Source organism: Pseudomonas sp. H3_A02 (assembly GCF_054671965.1).
In genome coordinates, this window is the sequence record NZ_CP162807.1 from 4,087,979 (window position 1) to 4,106,217 (window position 18,239).

An 18,239-nucleotide genomic window follows, 5' to 3' on the forward strand; every position below is an offset into this window, starting at 1 on the left:
CGATGACCCAGATCCTTGGCCACAACTACATCGGCGGGGCGCGCAGCGCGGCCGGCCAGACTCGCCTGCAAAGCGTCGACGCCAGCACCGGCGAGGCCTTGCCCCATGAATTCATCCAGGCCACGGCCGAAGAAGTCGACGCCGCCGCCAAGGCCGCCGCAGCGGCTTATCCAGCCTATCGCAGCCTGAGCGCGGTGCGCCGGGCCGAATTCCTCGAGGCCATTGCCGATGAATTGGATGCCTTGGGCGATGATTTCGTGGCCGTGGTCTGCCGTGAAACCGCGTTGCCAGCGGCACGGATCCAGGGCGAGCGCGGTCGCACCAGCGGCCAGATGCGCCTGTTCGCCAAGGTCCTGCGTCGCGGTGATTTCTACGGCGCGCGCATCGACCGGGCATTGCCTGAGCGCACGCCGTTGCCGCGTCCAGACCTGCGTCAGTACCGCATCGGCCTGGGGCCAGTGGCGGTGTTCGGCGCCAGTAACTTTCCTCTGGCGTTTTCCACGGCCGGTGGCGACACCGCGTCGGCCCTGGCCGCCGGTTGCCCAGTGGTGTTCAAGGCCCACAGCGGCCATATGGCGACCGCCGAGCACGTGGCCGATGCAATCATCCGCGCGGCTGAAAAAACCGCGATGCCGGTCGGTGTGTTCAACATGATCTACGGTGGTGGCGTCGGCGAATGGCTGGTCAAGCATCCTGCGATCCAGGCCGTGGGTTTCACCGGTTCCCTCAAGGGCGGGCGTGCCCTGTGCGACATGGCGGCCGCACGGCCGCAGCCGATCCCGGTGTTCGCCGAAATGTCGAGCATCAACCCGGTGATCGTATTGCCGCAGGCGCTGGAGACCCGCGCCGAGAGCATCGCTCGCGACCTGACCGCTTCGGTGGTGCAGGGCTGCGGTCAGTTCTGTACCAACCCGGGCCTGGTGATCGGTATTCGCTCGCCGCAGTTCACTGCTTTCACCCAGCAAGTGGCTGCGCTGATCGGCGACCAGGCGCCCCAGACCATGCTCAACGCCGGCACGCTGCAAAGCTACGACAAGGGTCTGCAGAAACTTCTGGCGCACTCGGGCATCGAACGCCTGGCCGGGCGCGAGCAGCAGGGCAGCCAGGCCCAGCCGCAGTTGTTCAAGGCCGACGCCAGTCTGTTGATCAACGGTGATGAGGCGCTGCAAGAAGAAGTGTTCGGCCCGACCACGGTGTTTGTCGAAGTCGCCGACCAGGCGCAACTGACCGCCGCGCTGAACGGCCTGCACGGCCAACTGACGGCCACGATGATCGGCGAGCCGGCGGACTTCGAACGCTTCAGCGAACTGACGCCGCTGCTGGAACAGAAAGTTGGCCGCATCCTGCTCAACGGTTATCCGACCGGGGTGGAGGTGTGTGATTCGATGGTGCACGGCGGGCCTTACCCGGCGACGTCCGATGCCCGTGGTACGTCGGTGGGCACATTGGCGATCGATCGTTTCCTGCGCCCGGTGTGCTTCCAGAACTACCCCGACAGCCTGTTGCCCGAGCCGCTGAAGAATGCCAACCCGCTGGGGATCCTGCGGTTGGTGGATGGGGTGCCGGGGCGCGAGGCGCTCTGAGGGTTGCGGGGAGGCCGTTGCATTCAAGTTGAATGTGTCGGCCTCATCGCGAGCAAGCTCGCTCCCACATTTTGATCTTCAGTGGACACAAAATTCGTGTTCAACACAGAACCGCTGTGGGGGCGAGCCTGCTCGCGAAGAGGCGGGCCCATCCAACATTTTCCTCGACTGGGACGCCGTCTTCGCGAGCAGGCACACCGAGCCTAAGCAAGGTGCCGAGTGGTGGGGCAAAAGCGATTTGCTTACTTTTTCCTGGGCCGGCATTCCGGCTTTTCAGAAGTGAGCCGCTGTAAAAGCGGAACCGCCAGTAGCCGTCTCACAGCTGCTTCGACCCCCCGCCAATCTGCCAGACATAAGGCGGTTCCGTCCCGTTGATTTCCCAATCACCAATAATGCGCTCCTTGTAGATCAACGGATTGTGCGAGGCCGCGGTGCGGGCATTGCGCCAGTGGCGGTCGAGAGCCCTGCTGGTGCTGGTGGCTGAAGCACCGAGGGCATTGAACAGGTCGCTGGTGGCACGTAATACCAAGTCGGAGATGACCACCTGGGCCTGGGCCGACTCCAGCTCGGCGGCGATGTTGGCGGTGTGTTCGGTCTCGGCGTTCTGGCTGAAGCGGCTTTCATAGGCGCGTTGGGAGGCGCTCGCGGCTCGCAGGGCGGTGGCTTCGGCGGCGTAGACCTGGGCCGATGCCCTGCCGACCACTTGTTGCACCTGCACGTCCTGGCTCACTTCGCTGGCATTGCCGGTGCTGAAGACCCGCGTGCGTTTGCGCACTTGCTCGGTGATGTCGTGGACCGCAGCGCGGCCGGCGCCGGTCAACACGGCCAGCAACACCAATTGATAAAACGCGGTCTGGTATTTGAAGCGGGTGGAGAAGTCGATGAGGTTTTCCACCTCGACCAACGCATTCTCGAACAGCGACGTCCCACTGCCAGTGGTGCGTTGGCCGAAGCCGTCCCAGTCATCGTTTTGCTTGACGCCCGGCTGGTGCACGCGGACGGCGGCAATCACGTCGGCGCCGTTGTCGTCGCGCTGGGCATACACGTCGATCCAGTCGGCGAAAATACTGCCGGTGCTGTAGTACTTGGTGCCATTGACGACCCATTGATCCCCCAGGCGGGAAACCCGAGTAATGACCTCGCCGATTTTCACCGTGCCGACTTCCGTCCAGGCGTTGCCCACCAGCTCACCCTCGACAAAGCGCTTGAACCAGGTGTCCTGTGGGCTGCTGGCGTGGGCGTTGAGGCGGTCTTCGACAAATGCAAAGTGCCCGCGCAAGGCCTGGGGCAGGTTGGAATCGGCTTCGGCCAGTTCGATCAGCAATTGCAACAGCTGCGGCAACGAGGCCCCGGCGCCGCCATATTCGACCGGTACGCGGATGGCGCCAAAGCCGGCTTCCTTCAGCCATTTCACCTGTTCAAAGGGCAGGCTGCGCGTCTGCTCACGCGCCAGGGCGCCGGCCTGGATGCGCGCAAAGATCGGCCGGAAGCGTTCGGCCAAGGGTTCATAGTCGGCGCCCGTGGAAAGGATCGGCGGCAGGTGTTGTTGCTGTGCGGTCATGTTGATGTTCCTTCTGGATGGCGAGTAGGCGGGCAGGGTGAAAACCTGCCGGTGCCCAAGGCCATTGCACAGTCCATGCCCGGGGCCCGACGCCCGTAAATGCGGGGTCTTTAGGGCATTCATCGATGAAAGGCTGTGCTGGCTGCGGACAATCTGTTGCGCAACTGTGTGCCGGGCAACAGTTGCCGCGACGGGCATCGGCAGGCCAGGTGTTCGCCAGGCAACAGCGGACCAACAGCTTGCCCGTCAGGCGACAGTGCAGTGGTTCGATGATTCATGTAATCCATTGATTATTAAGGTGATATTCAACTGGCACGGTTGCTGCTCTACACCTCATGCAGACGCTGAGGTGGCGTCTCCAGGCATGGGGTAAACGATGAGCAAGCAATTCAAAGTGGTGGCGGTGTCAGGCAGCGTGCAGTACCCGTCACGCACCCTGGCACTGCTCCAGGCGTTGGTGGACCGGCTCGGGCAGCAATTGCCGATCGAGGTGCGCTTGATCGAACTGGCCAAGGTCGGTCCACAGTTCGCCGGGGTGTTGCGTCGCGAGGCGTTGCCGGCTGCCGTGCAGGAGGATCTGCATGCCGTTGAATCGGCCGATCTGCTGATCGCCGCCAGTCCGGTGTACCGAGCGTCGTACACCGGCCTGTTCAAGCACCTGTTCGATTTCGTTCATCACGAAGCCCTCAAGAATGTACCGGTGCTGTTGGCCGCGACAGGGGGCTCGGATCGCCATGCCTTGATCATCGATCACCAGTTGCGGCCCCTGTTCGGTTTCTTCCAGGCCTTGAGCCTGCCGGTGGGGGTCTATGCCAGCGAAACCGATTTCAGCCAGTACCGAATCTCCAATGCGCAGGTGCTGGAGCGCATCGAGCGCGCCGTCGAGTCGGCGTTGTTGAGCCTGGACCCGAATGCCCAGCGCAACGCCAATGCCGCCTGATCCATTTTTCCTTTCAAAACGAGCCGTGGAGTACATGCAATGAGCCAGGACACGATCAAATTTGCCTACTGGGTGCCCAACGTCAGTGGCGGGCTGGTGGTCAGCAAAATCGAACAACGCACCGACTGGGGCATCGACTACAACCGCAAGCTGGCCCAGATCGCTGAGGCGGCCGGCTTCGACTACGCCCTGTCCCAAGTGCGTTTTACCGCCGGTTACGGCGCCGAATACCAGCATGAGTCCGTGGCGTTCAGTCATGCCTTGTTGGCCGCCACCACGCGCCTGAAAGTCATCGCCGCGGTGTTGCCGGGGCCGTGGACGCCGTCGGTGTTGGCCAAGCAGATCGCGACCATCGATCACCTGACCGGCGGCCGTGTGGCGGTCAACATCGTGTCGGGCTGGTTCAAGGGCGAATTCACGGCCATTGGCGAGCCGTGGCTGGAGCACGATGAGCGCTATCGCCGTTCCGAAGAATTCATCACTGCGCTCAAGGGCATCTGGACCACCGACAACTTCACCTTGCGCGGTGACTTCTACCGCTTCCACGACTACACCCTCAAGCCAAAACCACTGCAACAGCACCCGGAAATCTTCCAGGGTGGCAGCTCACGTGCGGCTCGGGACATGGCTGCTCGGGTATCGGACTGGTACTTCACCAATGGCAATACCGTGGAGGGCGTCAAGGCGCAGATCGATGACCTCCAGGCGAAAGCCGCGGCCAACCACCACAAGGTCAAGGTTGGCGTGAACGCCTTTGTCATTGCCCGCGACACCGAAGAAGAGGCCCGTGCGGTCCTCGCCCAGATCATCGACCAGGCCGATCCCGAGGCCGTCAATGCCTTTGGCGATGCGGCGAAGCAGGCCGGCAAGTCCAGCCCGGAAGGCGAGGGCAACTGGGCCAAGTCCAGCTTCGAGGACCTGGTGCAATACAACGATGGCTTCAAGACCAACCTGATCGGCACACCGCAGCAGATCGCCGAACGCATCGTCGCCCTCAAGGCCGTGGGTGTGGATTTGATACTCGCCGGTTTCCTGCACTTCCAGGAAGAAGTCGAGTATTTCGGCCGCAAGGTCCTGCCGCTGGTGCGTGAGCTGGAGCAACGCAAAGTGGCAGCCAAAACGGCGGCGGTCGCTTAAGCGCGGGAGGCAGCATGGGCACGTTCACCGAAACACTCGACGCGGTCCCGGCCAGCTTGCCCCAGTGGTTGCAGCGCCAGGCGCATCGGCACGGCATGGACGTCGCGCTGCGCCATAAGCACCTGGGTGTCTGGCAGGAGCGAACCTGGGCGCATGTGGCGGACGAGGTGCGTCGTTTGGCGAGTGCCCTGCAAACCCGTGGTTTTGCGGCGGGCGCGACCCTGACGATCATCAGCCGACCCAGGCCGCAGGCGCTGCTTGCCGCATTGGCTGCGCAGTGGCTGGGGGGCGTGGCGAGCCTGTTCGACCCGCTGGACGCAGCGGCCGAACAGGTGCAACGGCTCGCCACGCTGCAACCGGGTTTCGTCCTGGTCGAAGGCGTGGAAGAAATGCGGCGTCTGCATGCGGCGCGGGTGGCCGTGGGAGTGTGGGTCTACCTCGACAAGCGTGGCCTGTCGGATTCGGCGCCATTTGCGCAAGCGCTGGATTACGCCACGCTGGTTGCCGAGCGGCCAATCGATGGCCTGGCGCCGCAAGGGCGAGTGCTGCAAACGGCCTTTGTCTTTTATCGCGGGGCCGGTCAGGCGATTGAGGAGCAACGCGTCAGCCACGCCGAGCTGTTGCAGGAGGGCCAGCGGTTGGTGACGCGTGAAGGCCTGGACCGGCACGAAGAGGCATTGGCCGCACGGGCGTTCGCTTCGGGCGGGCAAGCTCGCTACCTGCTGGCGCCTTGGTTGATGGCCGGTTTTCGGCTGAACTTCCCTGAGAACCTGGCGACCCGTGATCGCGACCGGCGCGAGCTGGGCCCGACATTGGTGGCCGGGACGCGGGAAACCTACGAGCGCTTGTACCGTTATGCGTTGGAGCGTTTGCCGGAGTCGGGCAGTTGGCCGCGCCGGCTGGTGGACTGGGCGTTGGCAACGCAAGCGGGGCCGCTGCAACGGCATCTGGGGGACTGCCTGGTTCGCCGGCCTTTGCGCGACGTGCTGGGCTTTTCCCGGACTCGTGCGCCGTTGCTGGTGGGCGATGCTTTGCCGCCCGAAACCCAGGCCTTTTTCCAGGTATTGGGTATCAGGGTTCGCCAGTGGGAGGACGCGGCCCACTGGGAAGCACCGTCGAACCTGGTGCAGCACACCACCGATGACTGGAGCGGACTCCAGTCGCAACTGGCCTGAGAGGAGATGCCCCCATGACCGAGACGGCCGTCACGCATTTGCTGGAGCTGGAGCATATTTCGCTGTCATTCAAAGGCGTCAAAGCGGTCACGGACATCAGCTTTCGCGTCGCCACCGGTGAGATCTGCGCCTTGATCGGCCCCAACGGCGCCGGCAAGAGTTCGCTGCTCAATGTCATCAGTGGCGTGTACCAGGCCCAGGATGGGCACATCCGTTTTGATCGACAGGAGCGGCGCCGGATGCGCCCCCACGACGTGGCGGTCCGTGGCATTGCCCGGACATTCCAGAACATCGCGCTGTTCAAGGGCATGAGCGTGCTCGACAACGTGCTTACCGGACGCAACCTCAAGCGCCGCAGCACCTGGATCGAGCAGGCGCTGCGCATCGGTCGCGCCCGGGCCGAGGATGACAGCCAGCGCGAAGCGGCCGAACGGGTCATTGCGTTCCTGCATTTGCAGCCTTGGCGCGACGTCCTGGTGGGCACGCTGCCCTATGGTTTGCAGAAACGGGTGGAGCTGGCCCGCGCGCTGGCGGCGGAGCCCCGGCTGTTGCTGCTGGACGAGCCCATGGCCGGGATGAACGCCGACGAGAAGCAGCAGATGAGTCGCTTCATCGTCGACATCAACCGTGAGCTGGGCACGACGGTGGTGTTGATCGAGCACGATATCGGCGTGGTCATGGACATCAGCGACCACGTGGTGGTGCTCGATTACGGTCGCAAGATCGGCGACGGCTCGCCTGAAGACGTACGGCAGAACCCTGAGGTCATTTCGGCCTACCTGGGCACTCGCCACTGACACCGGATATTCGACGCCTTCCCGTCAGGGAGGGCAGGCAAGTTGCGCCCGCCGAATAGGAGCGACGATGGATTTTTTCTTTGAAGTATTGATTGGCGGATTGTTGGCGGGGGTGATGTACGCCTTGGTGGCCATCGGTTTCGTGCTGATCTACAAGGCCTCCGGGGTGTTCAATTTCGCCCAGGGCGCGATGGTGCTGTTCTCGGCGCTGACCTTCGTCAGCCTGCTGGAGCGCGGTGTGCCGTTCTGGCTGGCGTTCGTCATCAGCCTGGCGGCCATGGTGCTGATCGCCGTGGCGGTGGAGCGGGTGGTGCTGCGGCCCTTGGTCAACCGTTCGCCAATCACGCTGTTCATGGCCACCCTCGGGCTGTCCTACGTCATTGAAGGCTTCGCCCAGGCACTGTGGGGCGCCCAGGTGCATGGCCTGGAACTGGGTATCAGTGATGAACCGCTGGAACTGGGCGGGATGTTGTTGTCGCAGTTCGACATTTTTGCCGCATTGACTGCGGCGTTCCTGGTGCTGCTGTTGTCCTGGTTGTTCAACAAGACCCGGCTCGGATTGTCGTTGCGGGCGGTGGCCGATGACCCACTGGCGGCGCTGGCCGTGGGCATTCGTTTGCAGCGGGTCTGGGTGGTGGTGTGGGCGGTGGCGGGGTTTGTCGGGTTGGTCGCCGGCCTGCTCTGGGGCGCTCGCCTCGGGGTGCAGTTCTCGCTCTCGCTGGTGGTGCTCAAGGCCTTGCCGGTGTTGATCATCGGCGGCTTCACCTCCATCAGCGGGGCGATTGTCGGCGGCCTGATTATCGGTGCTTCGGAGAAGCTGGCGGAGGTTTACCTCGGGCCCTTCATCGGTAGTGGCATCGAGAACTGGTTTCCCTACGTGCTGGCGCTGCTGTTTCTGCTGGTGCGTCCGGCGGGGTTGTTTGGCGAACGGGCCATCGAACGGGTTTAGGGGAGCGCATCATGTTTTATCGAGAAGCAGGCCAGTTCAACACCCGTTATGCCCAGGACCGCCGGGTCTTCGCCCTGCGCCAAGACCGTCACGGACTGGCCGCGTTGTTGCTGTTTGCCTTCGTCGGGGTGCCCTGGTTGGGTAACGACTACTGGTTCAGTGCGATTCTGATTCCGTTTTTGGTGCTGTCCCTGGCCGGGTTGGGGCTCAATTTGCTCACCGGTTATGCCGGGCAGCTGTCCCTTGGTTCAGCGGCGTTCATGGCGGTGGGAGCCTTCGCCACCTACAACCTTGAAATACGGGTTACCGGCTTGCCGTTGTTGTTCAGCATCGCCCTGGGCGGGTTGGCGGCGGCGCTGGTGGCGGTGCTGTTCGGCCTGCCGAGCCTGCGCATCAAAGGTTTCTATCTGCTGGTCTCGACCCTCGCGGCACAGTTCTTCGTGACCTGGGCGCTGACCCGGTTCAGTTGGTTTTCCAACAACAGCGCCTCGGGCGTGATCAGCGCGCCGCGCCTGGATGTGTTCGGGGTGAATCTCGACGCGCCGGCCGGCCGCTATCTGCTGACCCTGAGCGTGGTAGTGGCGCTGTTCTGGCTGGGCAAGAACCTGGTGCGCAGCGAGTTGGGGCGCAACTGGATGGCGGTGCGCGACATGGACACCGCCGCCGCGGTCATCGGCATTGCGTTGGCGAAAACCAAGCTGCTGGCGTTTGCCATCAGCGGCTTTTTCCTCGGGGTGGCCGGCGCGCTCTGGGCCTTCGCTTACCTGGGGACGGTGGAACCCCATGGTTTCGACCTGAATCGGTCGTTCCAGATCCTGTTCATCATCATTATCGGCGGCCTCGGCAGCCTGCTGGGCAACTTCCTCGGCGCGGCTTTCATCGTGCTGTTTCCGGTGTTGCTTTCGAACCTGGTGTCGCTGCTGCCCGGCGGGCTGGTGGACGCCGGCCAGGTGGAGAACCTGCAGAAGATGATATTCGGCGCCCTGATCATCCTGTTCCTGATCAAGGAGCCAGAGGGCCTTGCGCGCCTCTGGCAGAGATTTCGCCAGCGCGCACGGCTGTGGCCGTTGCGCTACTGAGCGATGCGCACAGCGCGGGTTTGCAGTTCCATTTTGTTGGCTTATCCATGGCTTCATAACAAGGAAAATCCGATGTTCAAACGATCATTCGCCAGCAGCCTGGCACTGGCCCTGAGCCTCACCGCCGCGGCCTTCACCGTCCAGGCGGACAACGAACAATACTTCCCGCTGCAAAGCTATCGCGTCGGCCCTTATGCGGCCGGCGGCACTGGTTTCTTCGGCGGCTTCATCGACTACCTCAAGTACGTCAACGCCAACGGCGGGGTGAACGGCGTCAAGCTGACCTGGAGCGAGTGCGAAACCGAATACGTGGTCGAGAAAGGTGTCGAGTGCTACGAACGCCTGAAGAAAGGCTTGAACGGCGCGCCGGCGGCGGCCACCAACCCGCTGTCGGTGGGCATCGCCTACGCCACCCTGGAGCGTTCGACGGCCGACAAACTGCCGCTGATCACCATCAACCATGGGCGTACGGATTCCACCGATGGCAGCGTATTCCCCTACGTTTTCCCGTTGCAGTTGAACCCGTATTCCGAGGTCTCGGCGATCATCAACTACATCGGTCAGCGCGCCGGCGGGTTGGACAAGCTCAAGGGCTTGAAGATCGTCACCCTGTATCACGGCTCGCCCTACGGCAAGGAAACCAACGAGGTCCTGCAAACCCTGGCCGACAAGTATGGCTTTGCGCTGACCTTGCTGGAGGTGCCGCACCCGGGCAACGAGCAACAATCGCAATGGCTGAATATCCGTCGGGAAAAACCCGATTGGGTGATCCTGCGCGGTTGGGGCGTGATGAACCCGGTGGCGCTGAAAACCGCGCAGAAAGTCGGTTTCCCGGCCGACCACATCATCGGCAATATCTGGAGCAACTCCGAAGATGATGCCGCGCCGGCCGGTGCCGCGGCCAAGGGTTTCATCGCCATCACCACGCACCCTTCGGGCACTGACTTTCCGGTGCTGCAGGGCATCAAGCAGCAAGTGGTCGACGCCGGTAAGGGCGACCTGGCCGATCCCAAGCGGTTCGGCACCGTGTATTACAACCTCGGCGTGGTCAACGGCATTCTCAACGTAGAAGCGCTGCGCATTGCTCAGCAGAAATTCGGCAAGCAACCCCTGACCGGCGAGCAGGTGCGCTGGGGCTTCGAAAACCTCAAGCTCGACGACGCGCGACTCAAGGAACTCGGGGCGTTGGGCCTGGTGCAGCCGTTGCAGTTGTCGTGCTCGGACCATGAAGGCGGCGGCGCGGTGCGCTTCCAGCAATGGGACGGGACCCAGTGGAAGCTGATCAGTGACTGGGTGCAGGCCGACCGCGCCCTGTTGCGGCCGATCATCGAAGCGTCTTCGCACCAATACGCCCGGGAAAAAGGCATTACCCCGCGTGATTGCAGCAAGGAATCCTGAGGCATCGCGGCGACCGGGCGCACGCGTCCGGTCGCTATCTGAAAAGGCGAAACAGTATGGCGACGAACGTGCCGATCCTGCAGATCGACGACATTGAAGTCCTCTACGAACAGACCATCCTGGCCGTGCGCAGCGTGTCGCTGAAGGTGGCGAAAGGGCAGGTCGTGGTGCTGCTGGGCGCCAACGGCGCGGGCAAAAGCACCACACTGAAGGCGGCTTCCAACCTGGTGCGCGCCGAACGGGGCGACGTGGTGCGGGGGCGGATTGTCTACCAGGGGCGCGAGGTGACCCACAGCGCGCCTCACACCTTGGCGGCGAACGGCCTGGTACAAGTGCTGGAAGGTCGGCATTGCTTTGCCCAGTTGACCGTGGAGGAAAATCTTCTGGCCGGCGCCTTGGCGCGACAAGTGCCGCGGCGCCAGTTGCTGGCCGACCTGGAGTTGGTCTATGGCCATTTCCCTCGCCTGAAATTGCGGCGCAAAAGCCTGGCCGGCTACACCTCGGGCGGTGAGCAACAGATGATCGCGATAGGCCGCGCGCTGATGGCCAGGCCGCAACTGGTGTTGCTGGACGAACCTTCGATGGGCCTGGCGCCGCAGATTGTCGAGGAAATCTTCGAGATCATCCGCCAACTCAATCAGAACGATGGCGTCAGTTTCCTGATCGCCGAACAGAACATCAACATCGCCCTGCGCTACGCCCATTATGGCTATGTGTTGGAAAGCGGTCGTGTGGTCAGTGAAGGCAGCGCCGAACAACTGGCGGCCCGTGGTGATCTCCAGGATTTCTACTTGGGTGCGCGGACACGGGACCAGCAAGCGGCTGGGATGGAAGCACAGCGCTCCCCATAAAAGAGCCCTCGCCGAATCGCTTTTGTGGCGAGGGAGCTTGCTCCCGCTGGGCTGCGCAGCAGCCCCAAAGCCAGTCACCACGTTGTATCAGGTGGATGTCATCTGCTTGATTGGGGGCGCTTCGCACCCCAGCGGGAGCAAGCTCCCTCGCCACGGGGGACTCAGGTCGACAGGTTGACCACCTGGCCATCCCGCGTGTCCAGTGCCGGGCGGCGTCGATTGACCACCAGCTCGCCAATCCTGATCAGCAATGTGCGGGTGACGTTGCGACTCAGGCCCAGCAGGCTGGCGGTATGGACCTGATTGCAATTGGCGTATCGGTAGGCGGTGCGCAGCAACTCGGCCTCGACCTTTTCATACACATCGCCATGCTCCTGCTCGAGCAGTTTCTCAAAGGCTTTGTGCAAGAGTGCCTCTGCGCTTTGAGGGGCCGCCTCCGGTGGGTTGTCCTGGCGTTCGATACGGAGGTTCGACAGGTGCAGGTCCTGCGCGCCAATCACTTTGTTGCGGCAAATCAGCAGCGTGTGATGAATGACGTTTTCCAGCTCGCGGATATTCCCCGGCCAGGAGTAATCGAGCAACTTGCGTTGCGCCTGGGTGTCCAGCGTCACCTCGCCGTGACCGAGCCTGTGGCTGTACTGCGCAATGAAGTGGTGTATCAACGGCAGGATGTCGCCGGGACGTTCGCGCAGCGGCTTGAGCGCCAGGCTGACCACGTTCAGGCGGTAATAGAGGTCTTCGCGAAAGTGCCCGGCATTGATGGCTTTTTCCAGCTGTACGTTGGTGGCCGCCAACACACGCACGTCGATCTTGATGCTCTTGCGCGACCCCAGCCGGACCACTTCGCGTTCCTGCAACACCCGGAGCAACTTGACCTGGATCGGCAACGGCAAATCACCGATTTCATCGAGAAACAGGGTGCCGCCGTCCGCTTCCTCGAACCAACCGGCCTTGGCCGTCAACGCGCCGGTAAAGGCGCCTTTTTCATGGCCGAACAGCTCGGCTTCCACCAGAGTCTCGGAAAACGCTCCGCAGTTGACCGCAACGAATGGCTTGTGGCGACGGGCGCTGAGGTTGTGGACATGGCGCGCCACCAGCTCCTTGCCGGTACCGGTCTGGCCGATGATCAACACGCTGGCCTCACTGGGCGCCACTTGTTGCAGATGAGCCAGCAAGGCGCGGGAAGTGGGGTCTTCGAAGACCTGGGCAGTGGCACGAATCGAGGTGGCCAGGCTGGGGGAGGGAGGTAGTGTTAGAAGCTGCATGACGGTGGCCCGTTAATGAGATTGCCGTGACTGAAGGTGGGGAGTGCCAACGCTCCTTGATGGCAGCACCGCGGGAAGCCATTGGGCTTAAGACTTAATCTAGATGATCTAAAAAAATGATAATAAATAACTTTAAGTTATTTGCTTAGGACTGAGCCTGCACATCGAATCGGTAACGAGGGGATTCACTGTCGGGTTCTGTAGGAGCTGGCGAAGCCTGCGATCTTTTGATCTTCGCTTGCGATTCAAGTGTCTGGGGAAAGATCGCAGCCTCGTTTCACTCGTCAGCTCCTACAGAACCCAGCTCGTCACAAAAGCCCTGAGGTATTTATCCGTCAGTACGGATATGTGGGGTAACGGACATCCCCACGCGCAGTTTCGCCGCCGCGGGCTGGTCGGGGTCGATGCGAATGCGCACGGGCAAGCGCTGGACGATCTTGGTGAAGTTACCGGTAGCGTTGTGCGGCGCAATGGCCGAGTAGCTGACGCCGCTGGCTGGCCCCAGGCTTTGCACGGTGCCGGCCAGCGACTCGCCCGGCAACGCATCGACCGTGATGTCCACGACCTGGCCCATCGCGACGCGTGCCAGTTGCGTCTCCCGGAAGTTGGCGGTGATGTAGACGGCTTCGAGCGGCACAATCGCGAGCAAGGGTTCCCCGGTATTCACGAACGCGCCGATGCGCACGGACTTCTGCCCGATCGTGCCGGCTATCGGCGCCGTGATGCGGGTATAGGACAGCTTCAGTTCCTCGATGGCCTGCGTGGCCTGGGCGTGGGTGAGGGTGGCCCCGGCTTTTTCCAGATCGGCCTTGAGGACATCCACTTGCTGCCGGGCCGCCTGTAGACCCGCCTCGCTCCTGTTGCGGCGCGCGAGCTGAATGCTCAATTGCGCCTCGGCCTGTTGTTGCGCTTGCACGGTGCCCGAGCCGTCGTTGGCCAGATTGCGATACCGCGCCTGGTTGGCACTGGCCAGCTTGAGCGCCGCTTCATCCGCAGCCACCGCCGCTTGTGCCTGGGCAATGGCGGTCTGCTGTCGGCTCAGGTGCGCTTGCAGGCTGGCGATGCTGGCCCGGGCACTGGCGACCTCGGCTTTGGCTGCGGTCACCGCGGCGACGAAGTCACGGTCGTCAAGTGTCGCCAACAGGTCGCCTTTCTCGACCCGCTGATTGTCTTCGATCAACACCGTCTCTACCGTACCGGATACTTTCGGCGCGACCGCGGTGAAGTCGGCGTGGACATAAGCATCGTCCGTTGACTGGGTCGAGGCATTGGATTCGGGGCGATTGAGGTAGAGCACCCCAGCGACTGCCACGGCGAGCAGTACGACACTGACGATTTGGGCTTTTTTCGGTAAGGCCATGATGAATTACCCCTGTGAGGAGGAAGATGAGGCTGCCTGCGTGACAGGTGCCGGGATGTAGGCCAGCCGAAGCACGAGGGGAATCAACAGCAGTGCCAGTAGGGCCAGCGCGTGATAGGCATCGGCGATCGACAACACCATCGACTGCTGGCCGACGATTCCCAGCAGGTGTGAGGGCTGCGGCGCAGAGACCAGGGCATTGCTTGCCAGGGCCGCCTGGTCCAGCAACATTTCCCCATGGAAGCGGCTGCGCACCACCACGAACTGTCCGACCAGCGCCGCGCCGAACAACGACCCGAAGGCGCGCAGGGTGTTGATGGTGCCGGACACATAAGGGCCTTCGGCAGGCTGTACCACGCTGGTGATCAGAAACAGCATCGACACCACTGTCATTGGTTGCCCCAGGGCTTGCAGCGTTTGCGCCACGACGAACTGGTCGCGGTTCCACTCGCTGGTCAACTGCGCGCCGCAAAGGCAGGCCAGGGCGATCAGGCACAGCCCCAAGGCGAATACGAAGCGCGCATCGACCCATTTCTGGTAGAGCAGCAGCGCCACCAAGGCTCCGAGGATTAATTGCGGCAGCGCGACGATCAGCCCGATCGAGGCCATCTGCAACGGGCGATAGTCTTGCAGCGGCCCCAGGTAAATCGCCGGCAGCAGCGAGCTGGACATCAGCACCACCAGCAGCGATACGAACAGAATGCAGCCCAGTCCCAGGTTGCGGCGCCCCAGGATCTGCAACTTGATGAACGGCGAGGGATGAAACCACTCGGTCAACAAGTAGACCGCCAGCAAGGCTAGGCCAGCGACCATTGACGAGGTGATCAACGGCGAGTGAAACCAATCCAGCCGTATGCCTTGATCCAGGGCGACGGTCATCAGGCCAAGCGCCGGGACACCGCAGGCCATGCCGGCCCAATTGGCCTGGCGAAAGCGTGGGCGCTGAACCGGTTCCCTTGGCAGCCCCCAGGCGATCAGGCCGGCAGCGATCAGGGCCAGGGGGATGATCTGCCAGTACACCCAGCGCCAGTCCTGCAGTTCATCTGTCCACTGTCCCGCCAGCCAGATGGCCAGGTTGGGCGCGAAGGTCGCGGTCATCGCGTACATCGCCAGACCGTACAAGCGAATGGGCGGCGGCAGGAATTTCAGGGCCGCCATCATCAGCAGCGGGATCGTCGTGCCGCTGGCGACGCCTTGTATAAAGCGCAGGCTCAGCAGCAGGTCGAGGTCGTGGATGAACGGCAGGAGCAGCGCCAGCGAGGTACAGGTGGCGAGCATCCACAGCTCGAGGCGCCGGACCGAGAGCGTCAGGGCAAACCACGCCGAAAAGGGCATGGCGATCAGCTCCCCGGCGCTATACGCCGTGGTGAGCCAGGATGCATCGTCCAAGCCAAAGCCCAACGCGCCTCTCACGTCCGCCAGCGCCAACGCACCGACACGAGTGTTCAGCCCAGCCATCATGGCCGCGAGGAAGATGCCGACCAGGCCAACCAGCGGGCGTTTCGAAGACTGGGTCAAGGGGGCTTCTCGGGGCGCGATCTGCGCGGGCGACAAAGCGAGGCTGTTCATGGATGCAGCTCCGGGTCCCAGCCGCCACCCAGGGACTTATAGAGATTGACCACCGTCAACGTGGCGTTGGTGGCGCTGCTATTGAGGTTGGTCTGGCTGGCGAGCAGGTTCAGTTGCGCCGTGAGGACGCTCAGGTAGTCGGCTGCACCCTGTTGGTAGCCGCGTTCGGCTGCGTGTAGTGCTTGCTTGTTCTGCTCATACGAAACTCGCAACTCGTCGTGTTGACGCTGTTGCGCGGCCCAGGCGTCCAGGGCGTCGTCCACTTCGTGCCAGGCGCGCAATACGGTTTGCCGATAGGCAAGGGCGGCGGTTTTTTGCCGTGATTCGTTCAGGGCCAGGCGTTGCATCAAGCGACCGCCCTGGAAAATCGGCAGATAAACTGTTGGCCCGACGGAAAAGAAGCGAGAGTCCCAACTACTCAGGTCACCGCTATCGAACGCTTCCACGCCGATTCGCCCTTTCAAGCCGAGGCGTGGGTAGAAATCCGCCTTGGCCACGCCGATGGCCGCGGTGGCGGCGTGGAGCTGCGCTTCGGCGCGCAGGATGTCGGGGCGCCTGTGGGCCAGTTCCGACGGTATCCCGACCGGAACCCGGGTGGGCAGCGAGGGCAGGGGCATGGCTTGGCGCAGTTGTGCATCGAGTGCGCGGGGTGGTTCACCCATCAACAGCGCAAGGGCATTCATCTGGGCGTTGCGACGCTGGGCCAGGTCGGGAAGCAGGGCCTTGATCGTCGCCAGCTGTGCGCGAGCGGATGCGGTTTCGAAGCGTGTCGCCACGCCATTGCGCTCGCGGCTTTCGGCCAGGCCCAGGGTACGCTCGGCGATCGCCCGGTTCTGTTGGGCGATGTCCAGTTGCGCCTGGGTGCCACGCAGTTGCAGGTAGGTCCGTGCCACTTCGGCGGACAGGGCAATCCGAGCGGCTTCGCGATCATAGACTGTCGCCTCCAGGGTCGCCGCCGCACTTTCGCGCGCGCGACGGGCCCGGCCCCACAGATCGATTTCCCAACTGGCATCGAAGCCCAGCTGCCAAAAATTGCTGGGGGCCGTGGGAGCGCCCAGTGCGGCGAACTTGCCATGTTCGCTGAGCGCCTCCCGGGCGTAGCTGGCGTTGGCACCGACGCTGGGCAGCAGTTGCGAAGCGGTAATCCCCAGTTGCGCCCGGCTTTGATCGATGCGATCGGCGGCCATCTGCAAATCAAGGTTGTGGGCTTGTGCCCGTGATTGCAGTTGGGTGAGCAGCGGGTCGTTGAACAGTTGCCACCATTGGCTGGGGACGGCGGCAGGGAGCAGGGCAGTGTCGCTCCCGTGCTCGGGTCGGGGCGTCAGTTGTGCGGCGTCAAGTTCGCTCTCGGGCTTCATGAAGTCGGGGCCCACCGCACAGCCGGTGAGGAGGAGTGGGGTGAGCACGATCATGGGTTTCAAGCAGCGTTGAAGTAACTCGAAAAAAACCGACATGGGCAGTTCCCCGCAAGGTTGCAGCGCAGCTGCGCGAGCGTGCGCCTGGGCTCAATCGATCCTGGATAGCGAGTCGTCCGCTGTGGGGTCATGGTATTGAGCGATTGCGGCGAGGGCACTTCTACATCGGTTCAGCCAAGCCATACCTCAGTGGTGGGGATGTATACGAAGGTATGTGTTGGACCGGGGGGCAGGGTGTTCAGCCATCGTGGTTAATGGAGCACCGAGATCAATGTCCTGCGCGAGGCGGCCTGACAGCCGGCCTGGTTTTTGCGAACGCATTTAGCCTTTGGGAGCGAACCTGCTCGCGATGAGGCCAGCAAGCCCAACATCCATGTAACTGAGCCACCGCCTTCACGAGCAGGCTCGCTCCCACAGGAGAAACGCGGTCTCACCAAGAACCAGGTCGGCTCTCAGGCCGCCTTGTGGCCCCCGGAGCAATGCCTTCGTTCGGGCATGCCGAGCCTAAGCGAGGCAGAAGCGCTTTGGTTACTTTCGTGCTTTCAGTGTGTCGGACGCAGCGCCACCTCGATGCAGTCCAGCAGCTTGTCGGCATCACAGGGTTTAGGCAGGCAGGCGACCAACCTCGGTATGTGTGCACCAAGGTCCGGGTAAGCGGTAATGAAAATGGTGGGGATCCGCAACCCCATGGCACCGAGCCGTTCATGCAGCTCAACACCACTCATGCCCGGCATCTGGATGTCGGAAATCAGGCAGTGCGTGCCTGCCGGGGCATTGGCGTCAAGGAACTCGATGGCACTGCAATAGGTTCGAACCTTGTAACCACTGGAACGCAACAGGCTATCCAGGGCTGTCCGAACGGATTCGTCATCGTCAACAACGGCGATAGTTGTCGTGTTGCGCATCTGCGTGGCTTGCGTCATAGGGGTCGCTCGTAACAGCGCCTGTCGTGACTACACGATACGCGGTCCCATAAGGCGCAGAAGTATACCTACGTATAACGCGCTAAAACCAAAGGGTTGGCGCCGGGTGCCGGGTATGTCGCCCGGCCACGAAAAAATTGTGAAGGGCTTTCGTGAAGCGCTAATCTAGAGGGCGCAACACGCCCCGTCCTGGATCCCGGCACACGCTTCACCTTCAGGCATCCAGCGCAGCCACGG

General features: G+C 62.7%; 15 protein-coding genes. 9 read left to right on the forward strand and 6 right to left on the reverse strand.

Going from position 1 to position 18,239, the window contains the following annotated elements:
- The first annotated feature begins 2 nt into the window (after positions 1–2).
- Positions 3–1,583 (forward strand): aldehyde dehydrogenase (NADP(+)), encoded by a 1,581-nt coding sequence (locus AB4N80_RS18115; protein ID WP_354337039.1) that lies wholly within the window; start codon positions 3–5, stop codon positions 1,581–1,583.
- A 316-nt stretch (positions 1,584–1,899) separates the two neighbouring features.
- Here AB4N80_RS18115 and AB4N80_RS18120 read toward each other — a convergent pair whose 3' ends face one another.
- The gene (locus AB4N80_RS18120) at positions 1,900–3,144 is read right to left on the reverse strand and encodes an acyl-CoA dehydrogenase family protein (RefSeq protein ID WP_122565591.1); all 1,245 of its coding nucleotides are present in this window, start codon (positions 3,142–3,144) and stop codon (positions 1,900–1,902) included.
- A 376-nt stretch (positions 3,145–3,520) separates the two neighbouring features.
- Here AB4N80_RS18120 and msuE point away from each other — a divergent pair, with 376 nt between their 5' ends.
- The 8 genes from msuE to AB4N80_RS18160 all read left to right on the forward strand — a co-directional run bounded on the left by msuE (position 3,521) and on the right by AB4N80_RS18160 (position 11,470).
- Complete coding sequence (gene msuE, locus AB4N80_RS18125) at positions 3,521–4,084, forward strand: FMN reductase (protein WP_122565590.1); 564 nt, start codon at positions 3,521–3,523, stop codon at positions 4,082–4,084.
- A 39-nt stretch (positions 4,085–4,123) separates the two neighbouring features.
- On the forward strand, positions 4,124–5,221 hold the full coding sequence (gene sfnG / locus AB4N80_RS18130; RefSeq protein WP_122565589.1) for a dimethylsulfone monooxygenase SfnG: 1,098 nt from the start codon (positions 4,124–4,126) through the stop codon (positions 5,219–5,221).
- Between the two features lie 14 nt (positions 5,222–5,235).
- Positions 5,236–6,396, forward strand: a complete 1,161-nt coding sequence (locus AB4N80_RS18135) for an AMP-binding protein (RefSeq protein WP_122565588.1) — start codon at positions 5,236–5,238, stop codon at positions 6,394–6,396.
- A 14-nt stretch (positions 6,397–6,410) separates the two neighbouring features.
- On the forward strand, positions 6,411–7,193 hold the full coding sequence (locus tag AB4N80_RS18140; RefSeq protein ID WP_122565587.1) for an ABC transporter ATP-binding protein: 783 nt from the start codon (positions 6,411–6,413) through the stop codon (positions 7,191–7,193).
- Positions 7,194–7,260: 67 nt separating this feature from the next.
- Positions 7,261–8,142 (forward strand): branched-chain amino acid ABC transporter permease, encoded by an 882-nt coding sequence (locus AB4N80_RS18145; protein ID WP_460078128.1) that lies wholly within the window; start codon positions 7,261–7,263, stop codon positions 8,140–8,142.
- Positions 8,143–8,153: 11 nt separating this feature from the next.
- A complete protein-coding gene (locus AB4N80_RS18150; RefSeq protein WP_122565585.1) occupies positions 8,154–9,221 on the forward strand; it encodes a branched-chain amino acid ABC transporter permease in 1,068 nt (355 codons plus the stop codon).
- A gap of 72 nt (positions 9,222–9,293) precedes the next feature.
- The gene (locus tag AB4N80_RS18155; protein ID WP_122565584.1) at positions 9,294–10,619 is read left to right on the forward strand and encodes an ABC transporter substrate-binding protein; all 1,326 of its coding nucleotides are present in this window, start codon (positions 9,294–9,296) and stop codon (positions 10,617–10,619) included.
- Positions 10,620–10,675: 56 nt separating this feature from the next.
- Positions 10,676–11,470: an ABC transporter ATP-binding protein gene (locus AB4N80_RS18160; protein ID WP_122565583.1), complete on the forward strand. Its 795-nt coding sequence runs from the start codon at positions 10,676–10,678 to the stop codon at positions 11,468–11,470.
- Positions 11,471–11,631: 161 nt separating this feature from the next.
- Here AB4N80_RS18160 and AB4N80_RS18165 read toward each other — a convergent pair whose 3' ends face one another.
- The 5 genes from AB4N80_RS18165 to AB4N80_RS18185 all read right to left on the reverse strand — a co-directional run bounded on the left by AB4N80_RS18165 (position 11,632) and on the right by AB4N80_RS18185 (position 18,002).
- A complete protein-coding gene (locus tag AB4N80_RS18165) occupies positions 11,632–12,735 on the reverse strand; it encodes a sigma-54 interaction domain-containing protein (RefSeq protein WP_460078130.1) in 1,104 nt (367 codons plus the stop codon).
- 328 nt (positions 12,736–13,063) lie between these two features.
- On the reverse strand, positions 13,064–14,095 hold the full coding sequence (locus tag AB4N80_RS18170) for an HlyD family secretion protein (protein WP_460078132.1): 1,032 nt from the start codon (positions 14,093–14,095) through the stop codon (positions 13,064–13,066).
- Between the two features lie 6 nt (positions 14,096–14,101).
- Positions 14,102–15,664, reverse strand: coding sequence for an MFS transporter (locus AB4N80_RS18175; RefSeq protein WP_122565580.1), 1,563 nt, complete (start codon positions 15,662–15,664; stop codon positions 14,102–14,104).
- Complete coding sequence (locus tag AB4N80_RS18180) at positions 15,661–17,118, reverse strand: efflux transporter outer membrane subunit (protein ID WP_122565579.1); 1,458 nt, start codon at positions 17,116–17,118, stop codon at positions 15,661–15,663. Before AB4N80_RS18180 ends, AB4N80_RS18175 begins: the two co-directional genes overlap by 4 nt.
- Positions 17,119–17,621: 503 nt before the next feature.
- Positions 17,622–18,002, reverse strand: a complete 381-nt coding sequence (locus AB4N80_RS18185; RefSeq protein WP_122565578.1) for a response regulator transcription factor — start codon at positions 18,000–18,002, stop codon at positions 17,622–17,624.
- Positions 18,003–18,239 lie beyond the last annotated feature (237 nt).

Bases quoted from the DNA above. Each gene is read 5' to 3' on its own strand.
- AB4N80_RS18115 (WP_354337039.1), top strand. From the start codon at position 3: ATGACCCAGATCCTTGGCCACAACTACATCGGCGGGGCGCGCAGCGCG.
- AB4N80_RS18120 (WP_122565591.1), bottom strand. From the start codon at position 3,144: ATGACCGCACAGCAACAACACCTGCCGCCGATCCTTTCCACGGGCGCC.
- msuE (WP_122565590.1), top strand. From the start codon at position 3,521: ATGAGCAAGCAATTCAAAGTGGTGGCGGTGTCAGGCAGCGTGCAGTAC.
- sfnG (WP_122565589.1), top strand. From the start codon at position 4,124: ATGAGCCAGGACACGATCAAATTTGCCTACTGGGTGCCCAACGTCAGT.
- AB4N80_RS18135 (WP_122565588.1), top strand. From the start codon at position 5,236: ATGGGCACGTTCACCGAAACACTCGACGCGGTCCCGGCCAGCTTGCCC.
- AB4N80_RS18140 (WP_122565587.1), top strand. From the start codon at position 6,411: ATGACCGAGACGGCCGTCACGCATTTGCTGGAGCTGGAGCATATTTCG.
- AB4N80_RS18145 (WP_460078128.1), top strand. From the start codon at position 7,261: ATGGATTTTTTCTTTGAAGTATTGATTGGCGGATTGTTGGCGGGGGTG.
- AB4N80_RS18150 (WP_122565585.1), top strand. From the start codon at position 8,154: ATGTTTTATCGAGAAGCAGGCCAGTTCAACACCCGTTATGCCCAGGAC.
- AB4N80_RS18155 (WP_122565584.1), top strand. From the start codon at position 9,294: ATGTTCAAACGATCATTCGCCAGCAGCCTGGCACTGGCCCTGAGCCTC.
- AB4N80_RS18160 (WP_122565583.1), top strand. From the start codon at position 10,676: ATGGCGACGAACGTGCCGATCCTGCAGATCGACGACATTGAAGTCCTC.
- AB4N80_RS18165 (WP_460078130.1), bottom strand. From the start codon at position 12,735: ATGCAGCTTCTAACACTACCTCCCTCCCCCAGCCTGGCCACCTCGATT.
- AB4N80_RS18170 (WP_460078132.1), bottom strand. From the start codon at position 14,095: ATGGCCTTACCGAAAAAAGCCCAAATCGTCAGTGTCGTACTGCTCGCC.
- AB4N80_RS18175 (WP_122565580.1), bottom strand. From the start codon at position 15,664: ATGAACAGCCTCGCTTTGTCGCCCGCGCAGATCGCGCCCCGAGAAGCC.
- AB4N80_RS18180 (WP_122565579.1), bottom strand. From the start codon at position 17,118: ATGTCGGTTTTTTTCGAGTTACTTCAACGCTGCTTGAAACCCATGATC.
- AB4N80_RS18185 (WP_122565578.1), bottom strand. From the start codon at position 18,002: ATGACGCAAGCCACGCAGATGCGCAACACGACAACTATCGCCGTTGTT.